Below are 17,856 nucleotides of genomic sequence, written 5' to 3' on the forward strand. Positions count from 1 at the left end.
TCCTCAGGCCATCTGCGCGGCAGCGACGACGTCGGCAGGCTGCGAGGCCCGCACGGTGCGCCAGGTGTTGTAAGCCATCAGCAACATGCCGCTTAAGAAAATCGCCCCGCCGATCAGCCGCACGACAAATCCCGGATGGCTGGCCACCAGGGTTTCGACGAAGGAGTAGGTCAGCGTGCCGTCCTCGTTCACCGCGCGCCACATCAGGCCTTGGGCGATGCCGTTGACCCACATCGACGCGATGTAGAGCACGGTGCCGATGGTCGCGAGCCAGAAGTGCGCGTTGATCAAACCGACGCTGTGCATCTGCGCCTTGCCGAAGATTTTCGGGATCATGTGGTACAGCGCGCCGATCGAAATCATCGCCACCCAGCCGAGGGCGCCGGCGTGAACGTGGCCGATGGTCCAGTCGGTGTAGTGGGAGAGGGCGTTGACAGTCTTGATCGCCATCATCGGCCCTTCGAAGGTCGACATGCCGTAGAACGCCAGCGACACCACGAGGAAGCGCAGGATCGGATCGCTGCGCAACTTATGCCAGGCGCCCGAGAGGGTCATCATGCCGTTGATCATGCCGCCCCAGCTCGGTGCCAGCAGGATCAGCGACATCACCATGCCCAGCGATTGCGCCCAGTCCGGCAGCGCGGTGTAGTGCAAGTGGTGCGGGCCGGCCCAGATGTACAGGGTGATCAAGGCCCAGAAGTGCACGATCGACAGGCGATACGAGTACACCGGACGCTCGGCCTGTTTCGGCACGAAGTAATACATCATGCCGAGGAAGCCGGCGGTGAGGAAAAAGCCCACGGCGTTGTGGCCGTACCACCACTGCACCATCGCGTCGGTTGCACCGGCGTACACCGAGTAGGACTTGGTGAAACTTACCGGCAACTCAAGATTGTTGACGATGTGCAGGATCGCCACGGTGATGATGAACCCGCCGAAGAACCAGTTGCCGACATAAATGTGTTTGGTTTTGCGCTGCATGATCGTGCCGAAGAACACGATGGCGTAGGCAACCCAGACGATGGTGATCAGGATGTCGATCGGCCATTCCAGTTCGGCGTATTCCTTGGAGCTGGTGTAACCCAGTGGCAGGCTGATTGCCGCCAGCAGGATCACCAGTTGCCAGCCCCAGAAGCAGAATGCGGCGATTTGCGGCGCGAACAATTGCGTCTGGCAGGTGCGTTGCACCGAATAGAAAGAGCTGGCGAACAGCGCACAGCCACCGAAGGCGAAGATCACCGCGTTGGTGTGCAGCGGGCGCAGACGGCCGAAACTGGTCCAGGGCAGATTGAAGTTGAGTTCCGGCCAGACCAATTGCGCCGCGAGAAAAACCCCGAGGCCCATGCCGACGATGCCCCACACCACCGTCATAATGGCGAATTGGCGGACCACCTTGTAGTTGTAGGCGGTACTGATAGAAGTGTTCATGGTTCCCCATCCACGGTTCAGCCGAAGTGAGCGCGCGCAAGCCGCACGAATCCTTCGCCTGGAGTTATAGGCAGACTAAAAGCGAGGCAAGCATGGACAAACAGCACAAGGCCAGTATTGACGGGGATCAATGGGCGCAGTGTGTGCTCGATCATGGATGGTTATGGGATGCCGCTGTTGGTGAGGCTTCGGCGACTTTGATCCTGGCCCACGGGGCGGGGGCGCCGATGGATAGCGACTGGATGAACGACATGGCTGGGCGTCTTGCCGGGCTTGGGGTCAACGTGTTGCGGTTTGAGTTTCCCTATATGGCGCAGCGGCGGGTGGATGGGGTGAAGCGGCCGCCGAATCCTGCTGCGAAACTGTTGGATTGCTGGCGGGAGGTGTTTGCGCTTGTGCGGCGTCATGTCGCTGGGGTTTTGGCGGTTGGCGGCAAGTCGATGGGCGGGCGAATGGCGAGTCTGGTGGCGGATGAGTTGGGTGTTGATGCGTTGGTGTGTCTGGGGTATCCGTTTTATGCGGCTGGGAAGCCGGAGAAGCCGCGGGTTGAGCATTTGGCTTCGTTGCGTACGCGGGCGTTGATAGTGCAGGGGGAGCGGGATGCTCTGGGGAATCGCGAGGCGGTTGCGGCTTACAGCTTGTCACCGAGTATTGAGGTGACTTGGCTGGCGGCAGGGGATCATGATTTGAAGCCGCTGAAGGTTTCTGGGTTTACGCATGAACAGCATTTGGCCCGCGCCGCGCAGAAAGTATCCGAGTTTCTCAAGGGTTGACCGAGATTCTGTTCTCCATGGAGATCGGCTCCCTTTCCCCCTCGCCCCCTTGGGGGAGAGGGTTGGGGTGAGGGGGTAGCTGTTGATCTTGCTCTTGGGGGCATATCCGTTGCTTCGGGCGCTGCGGCTGGCGGTTTCGCCTGACGGCGACTTACTTTTTACAAGCGCCGAAAAAAGTAAGCAAAAAACGCTAGCTCCTGCGTTCGGCCCTCGCAGGCTCGGGTCCCTTCGCTCCGGGATCGATCCGGGCGCAGCGGCTCCGGTTTGCTTCGCTGCACCTCCTTCCGCTGTGTCTGGCTGCGCCAGACGGTCGCTGCGCTCCCTCCCCGGATCAATCCCTCCACTCAGCCTTCCGACGTCGCCGGTGGATCAAGATCAAGGGCACGCGAGCTTGCGCTCATTGTTGAGTGGGGCGGCTTTGCCGCGGGCAGCTGCGCTGCTTTGCTTTTCTGTGGGAGCGAGCCTGCTGGCGAAGGCGGCCTGACAGCCGACCTGATTTTTCCTGATGTACACCGCGCCCCTTGTAGGAGTGAGCCTGCTCGCGATGGCGGCCTCCCAGTCGACCAATCTCTGCCGTTTGGACCAAATCCCTGTGGGAACTGGCTTGCCAGCGATGGCGACCTCCCAGTCGCCCAATCTCTACCGTTTGGACCAAATCCCTGTGGGAGCTGGCTTGCCAGCGATGGCGGTCTCCCAGTCGACCAATCTCTACCGTTTGGACCAAATCCCTGTGGGAACTGGCTTGCCAGCGATGGTGGCCTCACAGTCGACCAATCTCTACCGTTTGGACCAAATCCCTGTGGGAGCTGGCTTGCCAGCGATGGCGGTCTCCCAGTCGACCAATCTCTACCGTTTGGACCAAATCCCTGTGGGAGCTGGCTTGCCAGCGATGGTGGCCTCACAGTCGACCAATCCCTCACTGACGTACTCGGTCCAAATGTGGGAGCGAGCCTGCTCGCGAAAGCGCTCTTCCAGACGACCTCAAACCACCTGACTGTCAGAGGCAATCCCTGCCCTTAAACATCATCAAATACCAACGTTTAAACTACACGATCCGTTACGCCATCCCGGCTACAACTCCTTGCGCCGTTGCCTACGCGTACGCCAGAATCCGCCGGCTTACGCGCCGTGAGGTTGGCTATATCGTTTCTCGGTCACTGACACAAAGCAGTGATCGGGTTTGGTAGCCCGTCTGTGATGGCCGTATGTCTACGCCTTGATGCCGTCCTTTTTTGAGGGCTCGGTTTATATGGTGGTCATGCGTGGGGCTCGTTCGCGGGCGCCGGGTTCCTATTGCAGCCGGTCTACCAACCCGCGTATGGCCGCCACCCTCGTTTGGTAGCGAAGGTGATGGCTCCTTGAATCTGCAATAGGAGTTTCATCATGTTCAAAGTAACCCCCAACCCGCCACCCTCCCACGACCGCGCACTAGACCCGCAAAAAATCCAGGAAGCCACCGACCGCGCCCTCGATTACTACCTCAAACCCGAAGACCTGGCAGCCCCGCCAAGTTCGCCGAAATATCGCCCCATCTATGTTGTCGACCCCACGCTGGATGACGAAACCCTGTTGGTCGAGGCCTGCGAGTCGCTTTCATACGCGCATGCCATGGCCGGTAATATCGCCAACTCGATAGGCGGCCCGGAACGCAAACCACTGCTGGCGCTGCAACAGGTGATCATGCTCAACGAACTGTTGGTCAATCGGCTGCTGGATAAGCTGAAGTTGCCTCAGTAATTTCGCTGGCTTTTATGGCCTCTTCGCGAGCAGGCTCGCTCCCACAGGGGATTGTCGTCGGGCACATGTCTGTGATCCCACTACGTTCCAAAGTGGGAGCGAGCCCTGCTCGCGAAGGTGGTCTGCCAAGCACTATCAATTTCAGACACGCAATAAAAAAACCGGAAGCTTTCGCTGCCCGGTTTTGCAGTATCAAAGGATCGCAGCCTGCCACAGCCCCTACAAATCATCGGCATGGACGGTGCGCAGGTAGCGATCTTTCGCTTGTTGCCGGTCTCGATTAGCTCTTTGAGTCACAAATCATCCAGATCGGGAAAGATAATCCTGCCTAATGCCCAGGGTTCAACGATTTCACAATGCACGGTGCGCAAAAATGACCCCCACTCGCTTCGGTTATGGGCATCCGGGCCGGTGATCGTCAGTAGCAAGTACTCATCCCGAAAAGAGTCATAGGCATAAATCAGCCAAAAGTCATTGTCAGCATCATTTACCAATGCTGTCCGGTAATACTGACGATTGATTTTTGCCCATCGAGCCTGCAGTGCCTGTGTACTGGCAAGGTGGATATGGTGCATGTCGTTCAGATCGAGTCGTTCATCCCGTCCGAAAATGGCAGGTAATTCATCGCAGATTTTGTAGTTGTAGAAGTGTGCAGCGAAGTTCTGCCAGTTATTGATTCGTTCAAAAAGTGCAGAGATTTTGATTGCTGGCATTCAGGCCTACTTTGTGATCGGTAGCCTGCCAGTGATCACAAATTTATCGAACACTTTCTGCCCATCACGCGCGGCTTGCCGAACATCGAGGAATGTCAGTTCTTCACGAACTTCCTTTTGCTGGGTTTGTCGGTTTTTCGGGTGGTGGCCATCGGAGCCTCCGAAGGATGTGTATTCATGCTGACCAGCTTATGTGAATAAGTTTTGACCGGCAAACAATAGAACCTGGCCTCAACGAGCACCAGTCGGCTCATTCTGGGCGAGTTGTAGGCAGTGTCTACATTGCTTGAGGGAGATCGACTTCGGCAGAGAAGGCCTCTTCGCGAGCAGGCTCGCTCCAGGGGATTGTCGTCGGACACAAAACTGTGGTCCCACGCAGTTCCAATGTGGGAGCGAGCCTGCTCGCGAAAGCGCTCTACCGGAGACCGCCAATTGCAGCAGGCAAAAAAAACCCGGAAAGCTCACGCCATCCGGGTTTTTTCATTCCAGCCATCCAATCAGCGGTTAAACCGCGCCACCAACGAATACTGCGTGTTGGCCGTCTTCGTCAGTTCTTCACTGAGCAACGCCGAGTTGTGCGCTTGCTCGGACGTCTGATCCGCCAGTTCCGAAATATTGCTGATGTTGCGGCTAATCTCCTCAGCCACGGCACTTTGCTCTTCGGTCGCGGCGGCGATCTGGGTGGTCATGTCGGTGATATTAGCCACCGCTTCACTGATGCCGACCAACGCCTGATCCGCTTCCAGTACCCGCGCCACGCCTTCTTCGGCTTGGCGATGCCCGGCTTCCATGGTTTGCACGGCGCTGGAGGCGGTCTGTTGCAACTTGGCGATCAGCGCATGAATCTGCCCGGTCGATTCGCTGGTGCGTTGTGCCAGTTGGCGGACTTCGTCAGCCACGACCGCAAAACCTCGGCCCATTTCGCCGGCACGTGCAGCCTCGATGGCGGCGTTGAGGGCGAGCAGGTTGGTCTGGTCGGCGATGCCTTTGATTACGTCGACCACGCCGCCGATTTCGTCGCTGTCCTTGGCCAGTTGCGTCACGGTCAGGCCGGTTTCGCCGACGACCACCGAGAGGCGCTGAATCGCTTCGCGGGTTTCCCCGGCGATGTCGCGTCCGCGGCCGGTCAGGCGATTGGCTTCCTGGGTGGCGTCAGCCGTGCGCTGCACGTGGCTGGCGACTTCCTGGGTGGTGGCGGCCATCTGGTTGACGGCGGTGGCAACCTGTTCGGTTTCCACGCGCTGGCGTTCCAGGCCGGTCGAGCTGTTGTGCGCCAGGGCGTCGGACTGCTTGGCCTGATCGGTCAGGTGTTCGGCGGTGTCCTGCAGGCGAGTCAGGCAGGTTTTCAGGCGCGCTTCCTGACTGAGGATCGACATCTCCAGACGCGCCTGCGCGCCACGGCTGTCGGTGTACATCTGCGCGATCAGCGGATCGGAGGTGGTCTGTTCGGCCAGGCGCAGCAGGCGCTTGAGCCCGCGTTGCTGCCATTGCAGGCCCATCAGGCCCAGCGGCACCGACAGCGCGGCGGCGAGGGCAAAGCCCCATTGCGAGTTCAGCGTCGCGCCGATCATGAAGCTCAACTGGCTGACCAGAATGAACGGCAGCCAATCCTGCAGGATCGGTAGCCATTTGTCCGTCGAAGGAATCGCCGACTTGCCCTGGTTGATGCGTTGGTAAAGCGCTTCGGCGCGGCGGATCTGTTCGGCGGTGGGCTTGACGCGCACCGACTCGTAACCGACCACCTGGCTGCCATCAAACACCGGCGTGACGTAGGCGTTAACCCAATAGTGGTCACCGGATTTGCAGCGATTCTTGACGATGCCCATCCATGGCAAGCCTTGTTTCAATGTGCCCCACATGTGCGAGAACACCGCCGATGGCACGTCAGGGTGACGGACCAGATTGTGCGGCGCCCGGATCAGTTCCTCCCGCGAAAACCCGCTGATTTCAACGAACGCGTCGTTGCAGTAGGTGATCACGCCCTTGGCATCGGTGGTGGAAATCAACCGTTGCTGAGCTGGAAAGGTCCGCTCGCGTTGTGTAATGGGCTGGTTGTTACGCATGGTTTTTCAATCCGCAAGGCTTTGAAAGGTTGTCGGCGCTGACAGGTTTTTATTGAAGTTTTTTTTCAGATTCAAGTACGCCGTCGCAAAACCGCGCTTGCGTCAACTGGCCAGCATCGGATAGGTGAACAGGCCGAAGTGCAACAGATTCAGGCCGAAATGGGTGGCGATCGCCGCGCCCAGCCCGCCGAAACGATAGGCCAGACCATAGCCGACCCCGGCCACTCCTGCCAGCAACACCCAAGTCCAGCCGGCACCGGCATGCACCAGACCAAACAGCAGCGACGCCGACAGCAGCGCAAGGTTATCGCCGTAGGGCAGATGTTTAAGGCGACGACTGAGTCCGCCCTGTATATAACCGCGAAACAGCGCTTCCTCGACCAGCGTCACCAGCAGCAGATTGTTCAGCACCCACAGCCAGGCCTGATCCGGCCACTTCGGCGCCCAGGCGATGACGCCCAGCAACAGCGCGCCGCCGAGGGCGAGAATTGCGCACAGCGTCAAGGCGAGGGCGGTGGCATAGACCGTCAGGCGCAACGAACGCCGGGCGACGATCCACGGACAGACCAACAGCAGCCAGAAGCCCACCAGCGGTTTGTCGAGGTTGAGGTACATCGCAAACGGCACGGCGTTGTCAGTGAAGCGTTGCGGGTCGATCGCGCGCCCGTTGGCGAAGCCCGGTAACCAGTGCAGCGCAAGTGCCACGGCCAAAACAATGAACAGGCCATGGCCGAGCCAGCGCGCAAACGGTACTTGTTGCTGGCGCACAGCGAACGCGGCGAACAGCAAAAGCCCCACGGAGATCAATGCCAGCCAACCGAGTTGGCCATAGCTCAGGGCCAATCCATAACCGAGGCCGAGCAGCGCGAGATAAAGCCAGGGCAGCGCCTTCATCGAAAGTCCTTGTGCGAGATTTCTGGGAAGGGGCTTTCTACACGGGCGAGGGAGGTGGGACAAGTGAAGGTGTGGCGACAAACCGGGACAACGTAACGCTGGATAGTCATATACAGAACCCAATGTGGGAGCGGGCTTGCTCGCGAATGGGGTGTCACCGATACAGAACAGGTGACTGACACAGCGCATTCGCGAGCAAGCCCGCTCCCACATTGGATCATTTCAATCAGAAATCGGTGGGCGTTCGGTATCAGCGCAGGCCCAGTTTGGCCGCCGCGCGTTCGGTAATCTCCGTGCGCAGTTTCAACGAAGGCGCCGCGCGCAACCGTGCTTCATCGACCACTGCAGTCGGCGCCATGTCCGGGCTGCCGGCATTGAACGGCGGGGCCGGGGCATATTCCAGTTGCAACTGCACCAGTTGCGCCGTGTCGGCATCGACCAGTTCCGCCGCCAGCACCAAGGCGAAATCGATGCCAGCGGTAATTCCGCCACCGGTAAACAGATTGCCGTCGCGTACCACCCGATCCTTCACCGCAATCGCCCCCAGCGTCGGCAGCAACTCGTGATATGCCCAATGCGTGGTCGCGCGCTTGCCCTGCAGCAGGCCAGCCGCGCCGAGCACCAGCGAGCCGGTGCACACCGAGGTCACATAACGTGCCTGCGCGGCCTGGCGCTTGATGAAGTCCAGCGTCTGCGGATCCTCCATCAACGGCCCGACGCCACCGCCGCCGGGCACGCAGATCACATCGAGAGCCGGGCAGTCGTGGAAGGTCGTGGTCGGTTTCAGCAGCAGGCCGGTGCTGGACGTCACTGGCATCAGGTCCTTCCAGATCAGGTGCACCTGCACGCCGGGCAAGGAGGCGAGCACGTCGTAAGGGCCGGTCAGGTCGAGTTGCTGAACCTGCGGGAATAACAGAAAGCCGATCTGCAGCGTCATCGTTCTTGCTCCGTTGAAAGAAGTGGACGACTTCACTGTAGGCGCGTAGGTTCTGGCGCATACGCCAATCACCCCACGAATTACGCCAAATGCCTAAAGCCATTCACGTCCTCGCGTTCGCCAACATGCAGATTCTTGATGTCACCGGACCGCTACAGGTGTTCGCCTCGGCCAACGATCTGGCCCGCCAGCGCGGTTTGCCGATGCCCTATGCGCCGAGCGTGATCGCCAGTGGCGGCGGGGCGGTGATGTCATCGGCGGGGTTGGCGGTGCTCGCCGAACCCTTGCCACAAACGCCCAGCGACACCTTGATCATCGCCGGCGGCTGGGGCATTTATCCTGCCGCCGAAGACCCGCAATTGGTCGACTGGGTGCGCGAGCACGGCACTCATTGCCGGCGCGTGGCTTCGGTGTGCACCGGGGCCTTTCTGCTCGCGGCCAGCGGCTGGCTCGATGGCCGCCGCGTGGTGACGCACTGGACGCGTTGCGAGCAACTGGCCGCGCAACATCCCAATCTGCACGTGGAAGCCAATCCGATTTTCATCAACGACGGCCCGGTGTGGACTTCCGCCGGGGTCACGGCCGGTATCGATCTGGCGTTGGCCATGGTCGAAGAAGACCTCGGCCGCGACATCGCCCTCGACGTCGCCCGGCACTTGGTCGTTTTCCTGAAACGCCCGGGCGGACAGTCGCAGTTCAGCGTGACGCTGTCGCTGCAACAACAGGGCAACCGCTTCGATGAACTGCACGCCTGGATCGCCGAAAACCTGACCTGCGACCTCGGCATCCCGACCCTCGCCGAACAGGCCGGCATGAGCGAACGCAGCTTCATCCGCCACTACCGCGCCGACACCGGCCAGACCCCGGCGCGGGCGATCGAATTGATCCGCGTCGAAACCGCCCGGCGATTGCTCAGCGATACCGGTTTGCCGGTGAAACGGATTGCGGCCAACTGCGGATTTGGCAGTGAAGAGACACTGCGGCGCAGTTTTCTGCGAGCGATTGGCGTGACACCGCAGGCTTATCGGGAGCGGTTTTCGGTCAGCGTTGCAGCAGATCCAGTATCGCCTTGAGGGTTTCCTGCGGCGCTTCTTCGGGAATGTTGTGGCCGACGCCCGCGAGCACGCGCCGCTCATAAAAACCGCTGAAATGCCCGGCATCTTCATCGATCACCGAAGGCGGGCCGACGCCATCATCGGCACCGCACAGCGAAATGCTCGGCACGCTGATCACCGGCTGTGTGGCGAGCGCTTCCTCCATCCACTCCAGGGCTGGATCGCCCGGGGCGTATCCGAAGCGATGCCGATAGGAATGAATCACCACGTCGACAAAATCAGGATTATCAAAAGCGCCAGCGGTCAGCGGGAAGCGTTCGTCCTTGCGCGCCCACGTCGGCGACCACAGCCGCCAAAGCAACTGACACAACGCCCGGCGATTCTGCCTAAGGCCCTCGATGCCTCGCGACGTGTGGAAGTAGTACTGATACCAGAGCCGATGCTCGTCTTCCGGGTCCAACGGCTGGTTCGCATGGGCGATGTCCTGCACGAGGTAGCCGTCGCCGCTGACCAGCCCGCGCACCCGCGCCGGAAACAACGCCGCGACAATACACGCCGCCCGACCGCCCCAGTCATACCCGCAAAGCATGGCCTGTTCGATGCCCAGCGCATCCATCAGATCGAGCAAGTCCTGCGCCATCGCAGCTTGCTGACCGGAGCGCAGGGTTTGCGCACTGTTGAACCGGGTCGGCCCGTAACCGCGCAAGTACGGCACGATGACGCGGTAGCCTTGCGCGGCCAGCGCCGGGGCGACTTCGTCGAAGGCGCGCGGGGAATAGGGGAAGCCGTGGAGCAGAATCACCGAGTCGCCGTTGTTCGGGCCGAGCTGTTCGTAAGCAATGGTCAGGGTTGGGGTAAGAACGCTCTCGATCATGACGAACCACTCCGTTTGAATCGCATTCAAACACTTTGGACCTGCGAGCGGACTGCGGGTCACCGCTGCGCAGGTTTCACCATGAATAGGGGCCTGAACCAGTTATCTGGCGTGCAGGCCCATTGTGGAAAAATACCTGTCGATCAGGGATTGGTCTGACAAGCGCTGGCGAAAAAGCGCTCAACGCTATGGTTGCCAGGAGCTCTTTTCGCCACTCAATTTTCGATCGAGAAAACTCGCCGCACTGATCAACGCCAGATGCGTCAGCGCTTGCGGCGTGTTGCCCAGATGCCGGCCATGGCTGTCGAACTCTTCGGCGTACAGCCCAAGCGGGTTGGCGTATCGCAGCAATTGCTCGAACTCCAGATGAGCCTTTTCTACTTGCCCGGCCCGAGCCAGGCATTCGACGTACCAGAACGAACACGCAGCGAACGCGCCTTCGGTGCCGCTGAGGCCATCGATGTTGGCGTCTTCGTTGCGATAGCGATAGACCATGCCGTCGCGCACCAGGGTTTTTTCGATCGCATCGAGGGTCGACAGCCAGCGCGGATCCTTGGCGCTGACGAAGCGCACCAGCGGCATCAACAGCATCGAGCCATCCAGCGCGGTGCCGCCCTTGTACTGGACGAAATGCCCGCGTTCTTCATCCCAGAAGTTGTCCCAGATGTCGGTGTAGATCGCTTGCCGGGTCTGATCCCAACGGGCGAACGGTGCCGGCAGTGAACGCTTGGAGGCCAGACGGATCGCCCGGTCCAGCGCCACCCAGCACATCAGCCGCGAGTGCAGGAAGTGATGGGTCTCACCGCGCATTTCCCAGATGCCGACATCTTCGCTCTGCCAGGTCTCGCAAACCTGATCGACCACCTCGCCGACGTGCCGCCAGCCTTCGTGGGAAATCGCGTCGCCGTACTTGTTGACCAAATACACGGCGTCCATCAGCTCACCGAAGATGTCGAGCTGGATTTGGTCATAAGCGCCGTTGCCGATGCGCACCGGTTGCGCGCCGCCGTGGCCTGACAGGTGCGCGAGTTCGGTTTCCGGCAATTCCTGCTGACCGTCGATGGCATAGAGGATGTTGAGTTTCATCGGTTTGCCGCAGCAATCGCTGACCCGTCCGCGCAGCCACTGCATGTAATGGTTGGCCTCGTCGACAAAACCCAGGCGCATGAACGCGTACACGGTGAACGAGGCATCGCGGATCCATGTGTAGCGATAATCCCAATTGCGCTCGCCGCCGGGAGTTTCCGGCAGGCCGAAGGTGGCAGCGGCGAGGATTGCACCGTGGCGGCGTGAGGTCAGCAGTTTCAGGGCGAGGGCGGAGCGGTTGACCATTTCCCGCCAGCGTCCGCGATAGTTGGATTGGCCGATCCAGCCACGCCAGAATTTCAGGGTGCGCTGCATGCACAGCTCGGCGGCGCCTTCCGTAAAACGCGGGTCGTCGCTGCCGCCGAGCATAAATGCGGCGGTTTCGTTGTGCTCGAGGGTGAACTGCGCGACGGCGGCTTGCGCGTCGATTTGCAGCGCCTGATCCGAGGCAAGGCGTATCGACGGCTGGCCAGCGGCGTTGAACGTCACGTCCTTTGCGTCCATCTCTGCCCGGGTGTCGGCGCGACCGTAGTCGTGGCGCACCGCGCAACGCAGGTTGAACGTCGCCGAGCCGCTGACCACGCGCACCCGGCGCATCAGCAGGGGCAGGGCGTCGACATCGTCACCGATGGGCAGCAGATCGGTGATTTCCACCACCGCGTGTTCGCTCAGCCAGCGGGTCTGCAAGACGTTGGTGTCGGGCAGATAAATCTGTTCGCGGCGCGCATCCGGCAAGTCCGGCGCGAGCTGGAAAATCCCTGCTTCAGGGGTGTCGAGCAGCGAGCAGAAGATCGTCGGGCTGTCGAACTCCGGCCAGCAGAAAAAATCCACGCTGCCCTTGTCGTTGACCAGTGCGGCGCTGCGCATGTCGCCGATGATGCCGTGGGCACCGATGGGACTTTGTTGTTCCACTTCAGGCTCAGCCATTGCCGCGGAACTCCGGATAGAGGCTCATCCCGCCATCGATGAACAGGGTGGTGCCGACGATGTAGTCAGACAGATCGGAAGCGAGGAACAACACTGCGTTGGCGACATCCTCGACATCGCCAATGCGTCCGTAGGGAATCAGCTGAAGAAGTTTGTCGCCGGCCGCGCCTTCAGTGGCTTCTGTGTTGATGGCCGTGCTGATCGCACCGGGCGCAATGCTGTTGATGCGGATGCGCTGGTGGCTGACTTCCTGGGCGAGGCTCTGCATCAACTGATCGACGCCGCCCTTGGACGCTGCATAATTGACATGCCCGGCCCATGGAATGCGCTGGTGCACCGAACTCATATGAATGATCTTGCCCGCCGCGCGCGACACGCCTTCGCGCACGCCCTGACGCTGGAAAATCCGCAACGCCGCGCGGGCGCAAAGGAACTGCCCGGTGAGGTTGACGCCGATTACCGTGTTCCAGTCGTCGAGGGTCATGTCCACGGCGGCAGCGTCTTTTTGCAGGCCGGAATTGGCGACGAGAATGTCCAGCGAGCCGAAGGCTTCGACGGTCTCTTTGAAAAGCCGCTCGACATCTTCTTCTTTCGAGACATCGGCGCCGATGGCGAGGGCCTTGCCGCCTTCGGCGTTGATCTGTGCAGCCAGTTCTTCGGCGGGTTTGGCGCTGCTGTTGTAGTTGATCACGACCGCAGCGCCGGCGGCGGCCAGTGCTTTAGCGGCGGCATGGCCGATGCCGGAGCTGGCACCCGTGACCAGCGCCACCTGATGAGCGAGGGAAATCTGCATGACGATTCGCGCCTTGGTTCAAGAGACTTAAGTAGCTGACTGATGGCAGACGCTGAGAGTTCATTTACTGGAAGCGGTGATTGCGCTGGCCCCTTCGCGAGCAGGCTCGCTCCCACAGGGACGGCATTTCGAATGTGCGAGCGAAGGGGCCTTCACAGACCGCTAACAATTGCGTGCTTCCACGGCAACCAACGCTATGGCAACTTGGCCGCCCCTGATGAGGCTGCAAACCATGGCAAACCCCTACCGCGAATTGTTCACCGCCCCCGGCGCCCGTGCCTTTGTGCTGGCGGGGATGCTGGCGCGCATGCCGATTTCCATGACCGGCATCGGCCTGATCACCATGCTTGCGCAGTTGAACGGCGGTTATGCGCTGGCGGGTGCGGTGGCGGCGACGTTTGCCTTGGCCACGGCGTTTTGCGCGCCGCAGGTATCGCGGTTGGTGGACCGTTATGGGCAGGGGCGGGTGCTGCCAGTCGCAGCGCTGACCGGTGGCGGCGGGTTATTGATGTTGCTGCTGTGCACGCGTGTGCAGGCGCCGGACTGGACGTTGTTCGTGTTCGCCGCGCTGGCCGGGTGCATGCCGAGCATGTCGGCGATGGTGCGGGCGCGCTGGACCGAGATCTACCGTGGCCAGCCGCAATTGCAGACGGCGTATGCGCTGGAATCGGTGCTCGACGAAGTGTGTTTTATTGTCGGGCCGCCGCTGTCGGTGGGCTTGTCGGTCGCGGTGTTTCCCGAGGCCGGGCCGCTGGCCGCGTTGTTGGCCCTGGCCATCGGCGTGACGGTGTTTGTCGCCCAGCGCAGCACCGAACCACCGCTGCACGCGCAGGAGTCGCAGCATCAGGGCTCGATCATTCGCTCGACTGACGTGCAATGGCTGCTGGCGTTGATGCTGGCGATGGGCGTGATCGTTGGAGTCATCGATGTGGTCAGCGTCGCTTTCGCTCAACATCAGGGCCAGCCGGCAGCGGCGAGTATTGTTTTGTCGGTGTACGCGATCGGCTCATGCCTGGCCGGCATCGCCTTCGGTGCGATGCGTTCGAAACTGCCGTTGCCGCGCCTGTTTCTCTACGGCGGCGTGGCGACGGCAGTGACCACGCTGCCGCTGCTTTTGGCGAGCAACATTCTCGGCTTGTCGATCGCGGTTTTCGTCGCCGGGCTGTTCTTTTCGCCGACGCTGATTGTCGCGATGGCGTTGATCGAACGGATCGTTCCGCCGGCCAAACTCACCGAAGGCCTGACCTGGCTGGTGACCGGGCTGAGCATCGGCGTGGCAATCGGCGCCGCCGGCTCCGGCGCGCTGGTGGATGCGTTCGGCGCGCGTAGCGGTTTCTGGCTGGCAATTGCGGCGGGGGCGGTGGTGCTGGTTTCAGCGTTTCAAAGTTTCCGTCACTTGAAATGAAATTCCACTGTGGGAGCGAGCCTCCTCGCGAAGGCGGTGTGTCAGTAAATATCTTCATACCTGATACAACGCATTCGCGAGCAGGCTCGTTCCCACAGTTATTTGCGGTGTTACCAGCCGCGTCCTGAGTTGATCCAGAAGTTGACGGATAGTGAGGTCGACACCGACTCCACCTGATGGAACCAGCCCTCGGGCAGGAACAGCAAATCCCCAGCCTCCAGCGTTACCCGCAAGAACGTCACCTCCCGCGCTGCCGGGAAACGTTCATAGTCCGGCGCGTCCGGGTTGAAATCGCAGCCATCCAGGCCACCTTTGGGCGCGGTCGACCAGGTGCCCAGCGCCTCGCGGTGGTGCGGTGCGGCGAGGGTGAATTTTTTCTGTCCCCAAACCTGGGCGAAGAGATTGTCGGTGTCATCGCGGTGCAACGGCGTCAGCGTGCCCTTGGGGCCGATCCAGATACGTGGCGGGATGAACAGCGACGTGTCGAAGTAGGGCGGGTACTGGATCTGCTCCAGCAACTGCGCCGGCAGGATGTTGTTGCCCATGTACGCCGGCGGCTCGCCGTCCGCGCCTTTGCCTGCCGGGCTGTCCAGCGAGGCGATGAACTCGGCCATCGAGGTCGAGCGGAAATCACGCTCGGTGGAAAAGGTCTTCTTTACATAATCGCCATGGCGGGTGATGCCCTGCAGTTCGGCGAAATGCACCAGCGATTGTTCGCGGCTCAGGCTGAACAGCGGCCAGTCGTGCAGCGCATTGCTGATCACCAACGGAATGCCGTTGGGCAAATATCGGGTTTCGAATTCGTGCCGGCTCAACTCGGCGCGCGCACGCCGTTCGACGCTGGTCTGCCGAGGCAGCGGAGCAGTGAGCTTTTCACTGAAGCGCGGCGGCGTCGGGTAGCGCTTGTTCATGTCGACTTTTTCCACCGTGCCGCCACCCTGGCGGGCGTGGTCGATAATTTGCGGCAACATCGTCGCCAGGCCCATGTTGCCGCCGATCTTCAGGCGCCCGCTGGCGAACAGTTCCTCGACGTTGACCACGCCGGCCATGATCCCGAGAAAGTCTTTTTCCGCGACTTCGATGGTCACGTTCGGACGCGGGTGACGCCCGGCTTCCGTGCGCTGGCTGGTCTTGATGTCATACCAGTACGCCTGTCGCCCACTGAAGATGAACTGGAAAACCCCCTCGATGCCGACCGCGCCGGCGTTGGCGAACAACTTGCCCAGAATGCTCTGCAGGTCCACGGTGATGCCCTCGCGATTGTTGTTTTTTCCTGAACAGGCAACGAGCGGCTGGCGGGGGAATTTAGCGGCCGGGCGACTAATTTGTCCGGCCAGTGATCCGTCTTTCTTGCAGACACATTTTTCAAGGAAAGCGCGGTGACCAAGCTGACATTGCTGTGCCTGCCCTATTCGGGCGCCAGCGCCATGGTTTACAGCCGCTGGCGGCGTCAACTGCCGACGTGGCTGCAATTGCAACCCGTGGAACTGCCGGGGCGTGGCGCGCGGTTCGATGAGCCCCTGCAAACCGACATGCGCGCACTGGCGCGGCAACTGGCGCGCGAGCACAAAGCGGGGCTGCAAGGCCCGTATGCGTTGTTCGGGCATAGCCTGGGTGCGTTGCTCGCCTGCGAAATGGCCCATGCCTTTCGCGAACTCGGCATGCCCGAGCCGCTGGCGCTATTTGCCTCCGGCACCGCCGCACCGACGATGCGCAGCGATTACGACCGCGGCTTTGCCGAACCGCGCAGTGATGCAGAGCTCATCGAACAGCTGCGCACCTTTCAGGGCACCAGCGAAGAAGTCCTCGCCAATAAAGAGTTGATGAGCCTGACCCTGCCGGTGCTGCGCGCCGATTTCATGATGTGCGGGCGCTTCACGCCTGCCCAGCGGCCCTTGCTCAATTGCCCGGTGCACGTGCTCGGTGGCAAGGAAGACCGCGCCACCACCGAACAACTGATCGGCTGGAGCAAAGAGACCCTGGGCAGTTTCTCGGTGGACATGATGACCGGCGGGCATTTCTTCATTCATGAGCACGAAGCGCGGGTCATTCGCGCGATCAAGACGCATCTGGAAGTGCATCACCGGCGCCTTGCGCAGGCCGCGCAACCGGCGTTCTGAGACGCGACTCATCTATCATTTTCAGGAGGCCAGTCATGGCTGTTGCTCTGGGATTTTCCGTTCGGCCGCTGCTGCCTGAGCGCGGGCGCTTGCCGCTGCTGGTCGAGGCGGGCGATGCCGACACCGATCTGTTGGCGGTATTCGATGAATTGAAGGCCTTGGTCGACGAGCATCTGCTGCGCGACGGTGGCGTGCTGTTTCGCGGCTTCCGCCTCGACGGCGCCGAGCAGTTTCGCCAGTTTGCCGCGAGTTTCGGCCATCCATTGCTGAACTACGAGTTCGGCTCGACGCCGCGCACCAACGTCACCCAAGGCGTGTACACCTCCACCGAATACCCGGCGCACCAAAGCATTCCGTTGCACAACGAACAGGCGTATTCCCGCGACTGGCCGATGAAGATCTGGTTCTACAGCATGATCGCCGCCAGGTCCGGCGGTGAGACGCCCATTGCCGACAGCCGCGAAGTCTACCGGCGCATCCCCGTGGCGATCCGCGAGCGTTTCGTCAGCAAAGGCCTGATGTATGTGCGCAACTTCGGCAATGGCCTCGACGTGGCGTGGGAAGACGTGTTCAACACCGAAGACCGTGAAGTCGTCGAGGCCTACTGCAAGGCTCACGGCATTGTCTGCGAATGGAAGGACGACGGTGAACTGCGCACACGGCAGACCTGTCAGGCGGTGGCGATGCACCCGGTGACCGGCGACCACGTCTGGTTCAATCAGGCGCACCTGTTTCACATCTCCAACCTGCCAGCGGACGTGCGCGAAAGCCTGCTCGACATCGTCGACGAAGAAGACCTGCCGCGTAACGTCTATTACGGCGACGGCTCGCCGATCGAAGACGAAGTGCTGGCGCAGATTCGTGCGGTGCTCGACGACTGTGCGATCAGTTTTCCCTGGCAGGAGGGCGATGTGCTGATGCTCGACAACATGTTGTCCGCTCACGCGCGCTCACCGTTCGAAGGGCCGCGCAAAGTCATCGTGGCGATGGCCGAGGGGCATTCGCAGGACGCACGCTAAGCACTTCGCAACTGTTCAACTCAATGCCGAAG

At 61.0% G+C, this 17,856-nt stretch carries 15 protein-coding genes; 6 read left to right on the forward strand and 9 right to left on the reverse strand.

What is annotated here, in order from left to right; translation table 11 throughout:
• Window positions 1–3: 3 nt before the first annotated feature.
• Entirely contained in the window at window positions 4–1,428 is a 1,425-nt protein-coding gene (gene ccoN / locus ACZZZ4_RS17970; protein WP_463548350.1) for a cytochrome-c oxidase, cbb3-type subunit I, read from the reverse strand.
• 92 nt (window positions 1,429–1,520) lie between these two features.
• Here ccoN and ACZZZ4_RS17975 point away from each other — a divergent pair, with 92 nt between their 5' ends.
• Together ACZZZ4_RS17975 and ACZZZ4_RS17980 are read left to right on the forward strand one after the other, a co-directional pair.
• Window positions 1,521–2,201 (forward strand): alpha/beta family hydrolase, encoded by a 681-nt coding sequence (locus tag ACZZZ4_RS17975; protein ID WP_463548351.1) that lies wholly within the window; start codon window positions 1,521–1,523, stop codon window positions 2,199–2,201.
• A 1,383-nt stretch (window positions 2,202–3,584) separates the two neighbouring features.
• On the forward strand, window positions 3,585–3,938 hold the full coding sequence (locus ACZZZ4_RS17980) for a DUF6124 family protein (RefSeq protein WP_016773880.1): 354 nt from the start codon (window positions 3,585–3,587) through the stop codon (window positions 3,936–3,938).
• A 293-nt stretch (window positions 3,939–4,231) separates the two neighbouring features.
• Here the strand turns inward: ACZZZ4_RS17980 and ACZZZ4_RS17985 are convergent, their stop codons facing one another.
• The 4 genes from ACZZZ4_RS17985 to inhA form a co-directional block, all read right to left on the reverse strand.
• Window positions 4,232–4,651, reverse strand: a complete 420-nt coding sequence (locus tag ACZZZ4_RS17985; protein WP_039763041.1) for a type II toxin-antitoxin system YafO family toxin — start codon at window positions 4,649–4,651, stop codon at window positions 4,232–4,234.
• A gap of 497 nt (window positions 4,652–5,148) precedes the next feature.
• Window positions 5,149–6,714: a methyl-accepting chemotaxis protein gene (locus ACZZZ4_RS17990; RefSeq protein WP_129999168.1), complete on the reverse strand. Its 1,566-nt coding sequence runs from the start codon at window positions 6,712–6,714 to the stop codon at window positions 5,149–5,151.
• A gap of 102 nt (window positions 6,715–6,816) precedes the next feature.
• Window positions 6,817–7,608, reverse strand: coding sequence for a CPBP family intramembrane glutamic endopeptidase (locus ACZZZ4_RS17995; protein ID WP_310409676.1), 792 nt, complete (start codon window positions 7,606–7,608; stop codon window positions 6,817–6,819).
• Between the two features lie 250 nt (window positions 7,609–7,858).
• Complete coding sequence (inhA, locus tag ACZZZ4_RS18000) at window positions 7,859–8,545, reverse strand: isonitrile hydratase (RefSeq protein ID WP_463548352.1); 687 nt, start codon at window positions 8,543–8,545, stop codon at window positions 7,859–7,861.
• A gap of 89 nt (window positions 8,546–8,634) precedes the next feature.
• Here inhA and ACZZZ4_RS18005 point away from each other — a divergent pair, with 89 nt between their 5' ends.
• On the forward strand, window positions 8,635–9,618 hold the full coding sequence (locus tag ACZZZ4_RS18005) for a GlxA family transcriptional regulator (protein WP_463548353.1): 984 nt from the start codon (window positions 8,635–8,637) through the stop codon (window positions 9,616–9,618).
• On the opposite strand, the gene ACZZZ4_RS18010 is transcribed toward ACZZZ4_RS18005, so the two are convergent.
• From ACZZZ4_RS18010 to ACZZZ4_RS18020, 3 genes are all read right to left on the reverse strand, one after another.
• Window positions 9,587–10,474 (reverse strand): alpha/beta fold hydrolase, encoded by an 888-nt coding sequence (locus ACZZZ4_RS18010; RefSeq protein ID WP_463548354.1) that lies wholly within the window; start codon window positions 10,472–10,474, stop codon window positions 9,587–9,589. The genes ACZZZ4_RS18005 and ACZZZ4_RS18010 overlap by 32 nt on opposite strands.
• A gap of 186 nt (window positions 10,475–10,660) precedes the next feature.
• The gene (locus ACZZZ4_RS18015; RefSeq protein ID WP_463548355.1) at window positions 10,661–12,487 is read right to left on the reverse strand and encodes a glycoside hydrolase family 15 protein; all 1,827 of its coding nucleotides are present in this window, start codon (window positions 12,485–12,487) and stop codon (window positions 10,661–10,663) included.
• Window positions 12,480–13,280: a glucose 1-dehydrogenase gene (locus tag ACZZZ4_RS18020; RefSeq protein WP_463548356.1), complete on the reverse strand. Its 801-nt coding sequence runs from the start codon at window positions 13,278–13,280 to the stop codon at window positions 12,480–12,482. The genes ACZZZ4_RS18015 and ACZZZ4_RS18020 overlap by 8 nt, the downstream gene beginning before the upstream one ends.
• A 232-nt stretch (window positions 13,281–13,512) precedes the next feature.
• Between ACZZZ4_RS18020 and ACZZZ4_RS18025 the strand changes: the two genes are divergently transcribed.
• Window positions 13,513–14,685 (forward strand): MFS transporter, encoded by a 1,173-nt coding sequence (locus ACZZZ4_RS18025; RefSeq protein WP_463548357.1) that lies wholly within the window; start codon window positions 13,513–13,515, stop codon window positions 14,683–14,685.
• Window positions 14,686–14,795: 110 nt separating this feature from the next.
• On the opposite strand, the gene ACZZZ4_RS18030 is transcribed toward ACZZZ4_RS18025, so the two are convergent.
• A complete protein-coding gene (locus ACZZZ4_RS18030) occupies window positions 14,796–15,929 on the reverse strand; it encodes a cupin-like domain-containing protein (RefSeq protein WP_463548358.1) in 1,134 nt (377 codons plus the stop codon).
• A 135-nt stretch (window positions 15,930–16,064) separates the two neighbouring features.
• Between ACZZZ4_RS18030 and ACZZZ4_RS18035 the strand changes: the two genes are divergently transcribed.
• Complete coding sequence (locus ACZZZ4_RS18035) at window positions 16,065–16,805, forward strand: thioesterase II family protein (protein ID WP_463548359.1); 741 nt, start codon at window positions 16,065–16,067, stop codon at window positions 16,803–16,805.
• A gap of 35 nt (window positions 16,806–16,840) precedes the next feature.
• Entirely contained in the window at window positions 16,841–17,824 is a 984-nt protein-coding gene (locus tag ACZZZ4_RS18040; RefSeq protein WP_463548360.1) for a TauD/TfdA family dioxygenase, read from the forward strand.
• Window positions 17,825–17,856 lie beyond the last annotated feature (32 nt).

The sequence above is a fragment of the Pseudomonas sp. AC252 genome (assembly GCF_979258105.1).

Coding starts and splice junctions, on each gene's coding strand:
- ccoN (WP_463548350.1), bottom strand. CDS start 1,428: ATGAACACTTCTATCAGTACCGCCTACAACTACAAGGTGGTCCGCCAA.
- ACZZZ4_RS17975 (WP_463548351.1), top strand. CDS start 1,521: ATGGACAAACAGCACAAGGCCAGTATTGACGGGGATCAATGGGCGCAG.
- ACZZZ4_RS17980 (WP_016773880.1), top strand. CDS start 3,585: ATGTTCAAAGTAACCCCCAACCCGCCACCCTCCCACGACCGCGCACTA.
- ACZZZ4_RS17985 (WP_039763041.1), bottom strand. CDS start 4,651: ATGCCAGCAATCAAAATCTCTGCACTTTTTGAACGAATCAATAACTGG.
- ACZZZ4_RS17990 (WP_129999168.1), bottom strand. CDS start 6,714: ATGCGTAACAACCAGCCCATTACACAACGCGAGCGGACCTTTCCAGCT.
- ACZZZ4_RS17995 (WP_310409676.1), bottom strand. CDS start 7,608: ATGAAGGCGCTGCCCTGGCTTTATCTCGCGCTGCTCGGCCTCGGTTAT.
- inhA (WP_463548352.1), bottom strand. CDS start 8,545: ATGACGCTGCAGATCGGCTTTCTGTTATTCCCGCAGGTTCAGCAACTC.
- ACZZZ4_RS18005 (WP_463548353.1), top strand. CDS start 8,635: ATGCCTAAAGCCATTCACGTCCTCGCGTTCGCCAACATGCAGATTCTT.
- ACZZZ4_RS18010 (WP_463548354.1), bottom strand. CDS start 10,474: ATGATCGAGAGCGTTCTTACCCCAACCCTGACCATTGCTTACGAACAG.
- ACZZZ4_RS18015 (WP_463548355.1), bottom strand. CDS start 12,487: ATGGCTGAGCCTGAAGTGGAACAACAAAGTCCCATCGGTGCCCACGGC.
- ACZZZ4_RS18020 (WP_463548356.1), bottom strand. CDS start 13,280: ATGCAGATTTCCCTCGCTCATCAGGTGGCGCTGGTCACGGGTGCCAGC.
- ACZZZ4_RS18025 (WP_463548357.1), top strand. CDS start 13,513: ATGGCAAACCCCTACCGCGAATTGTTCACCGCCCCCGGCGCCCGTGCC.
- ACZZZ4_RS18040 (WP_463548360.1), top strand. CDS start 16,841: ATGGCTGTTGCTCTGGGATTTTCCGTTCGGCCGCTGCTGCCTGAGCGC.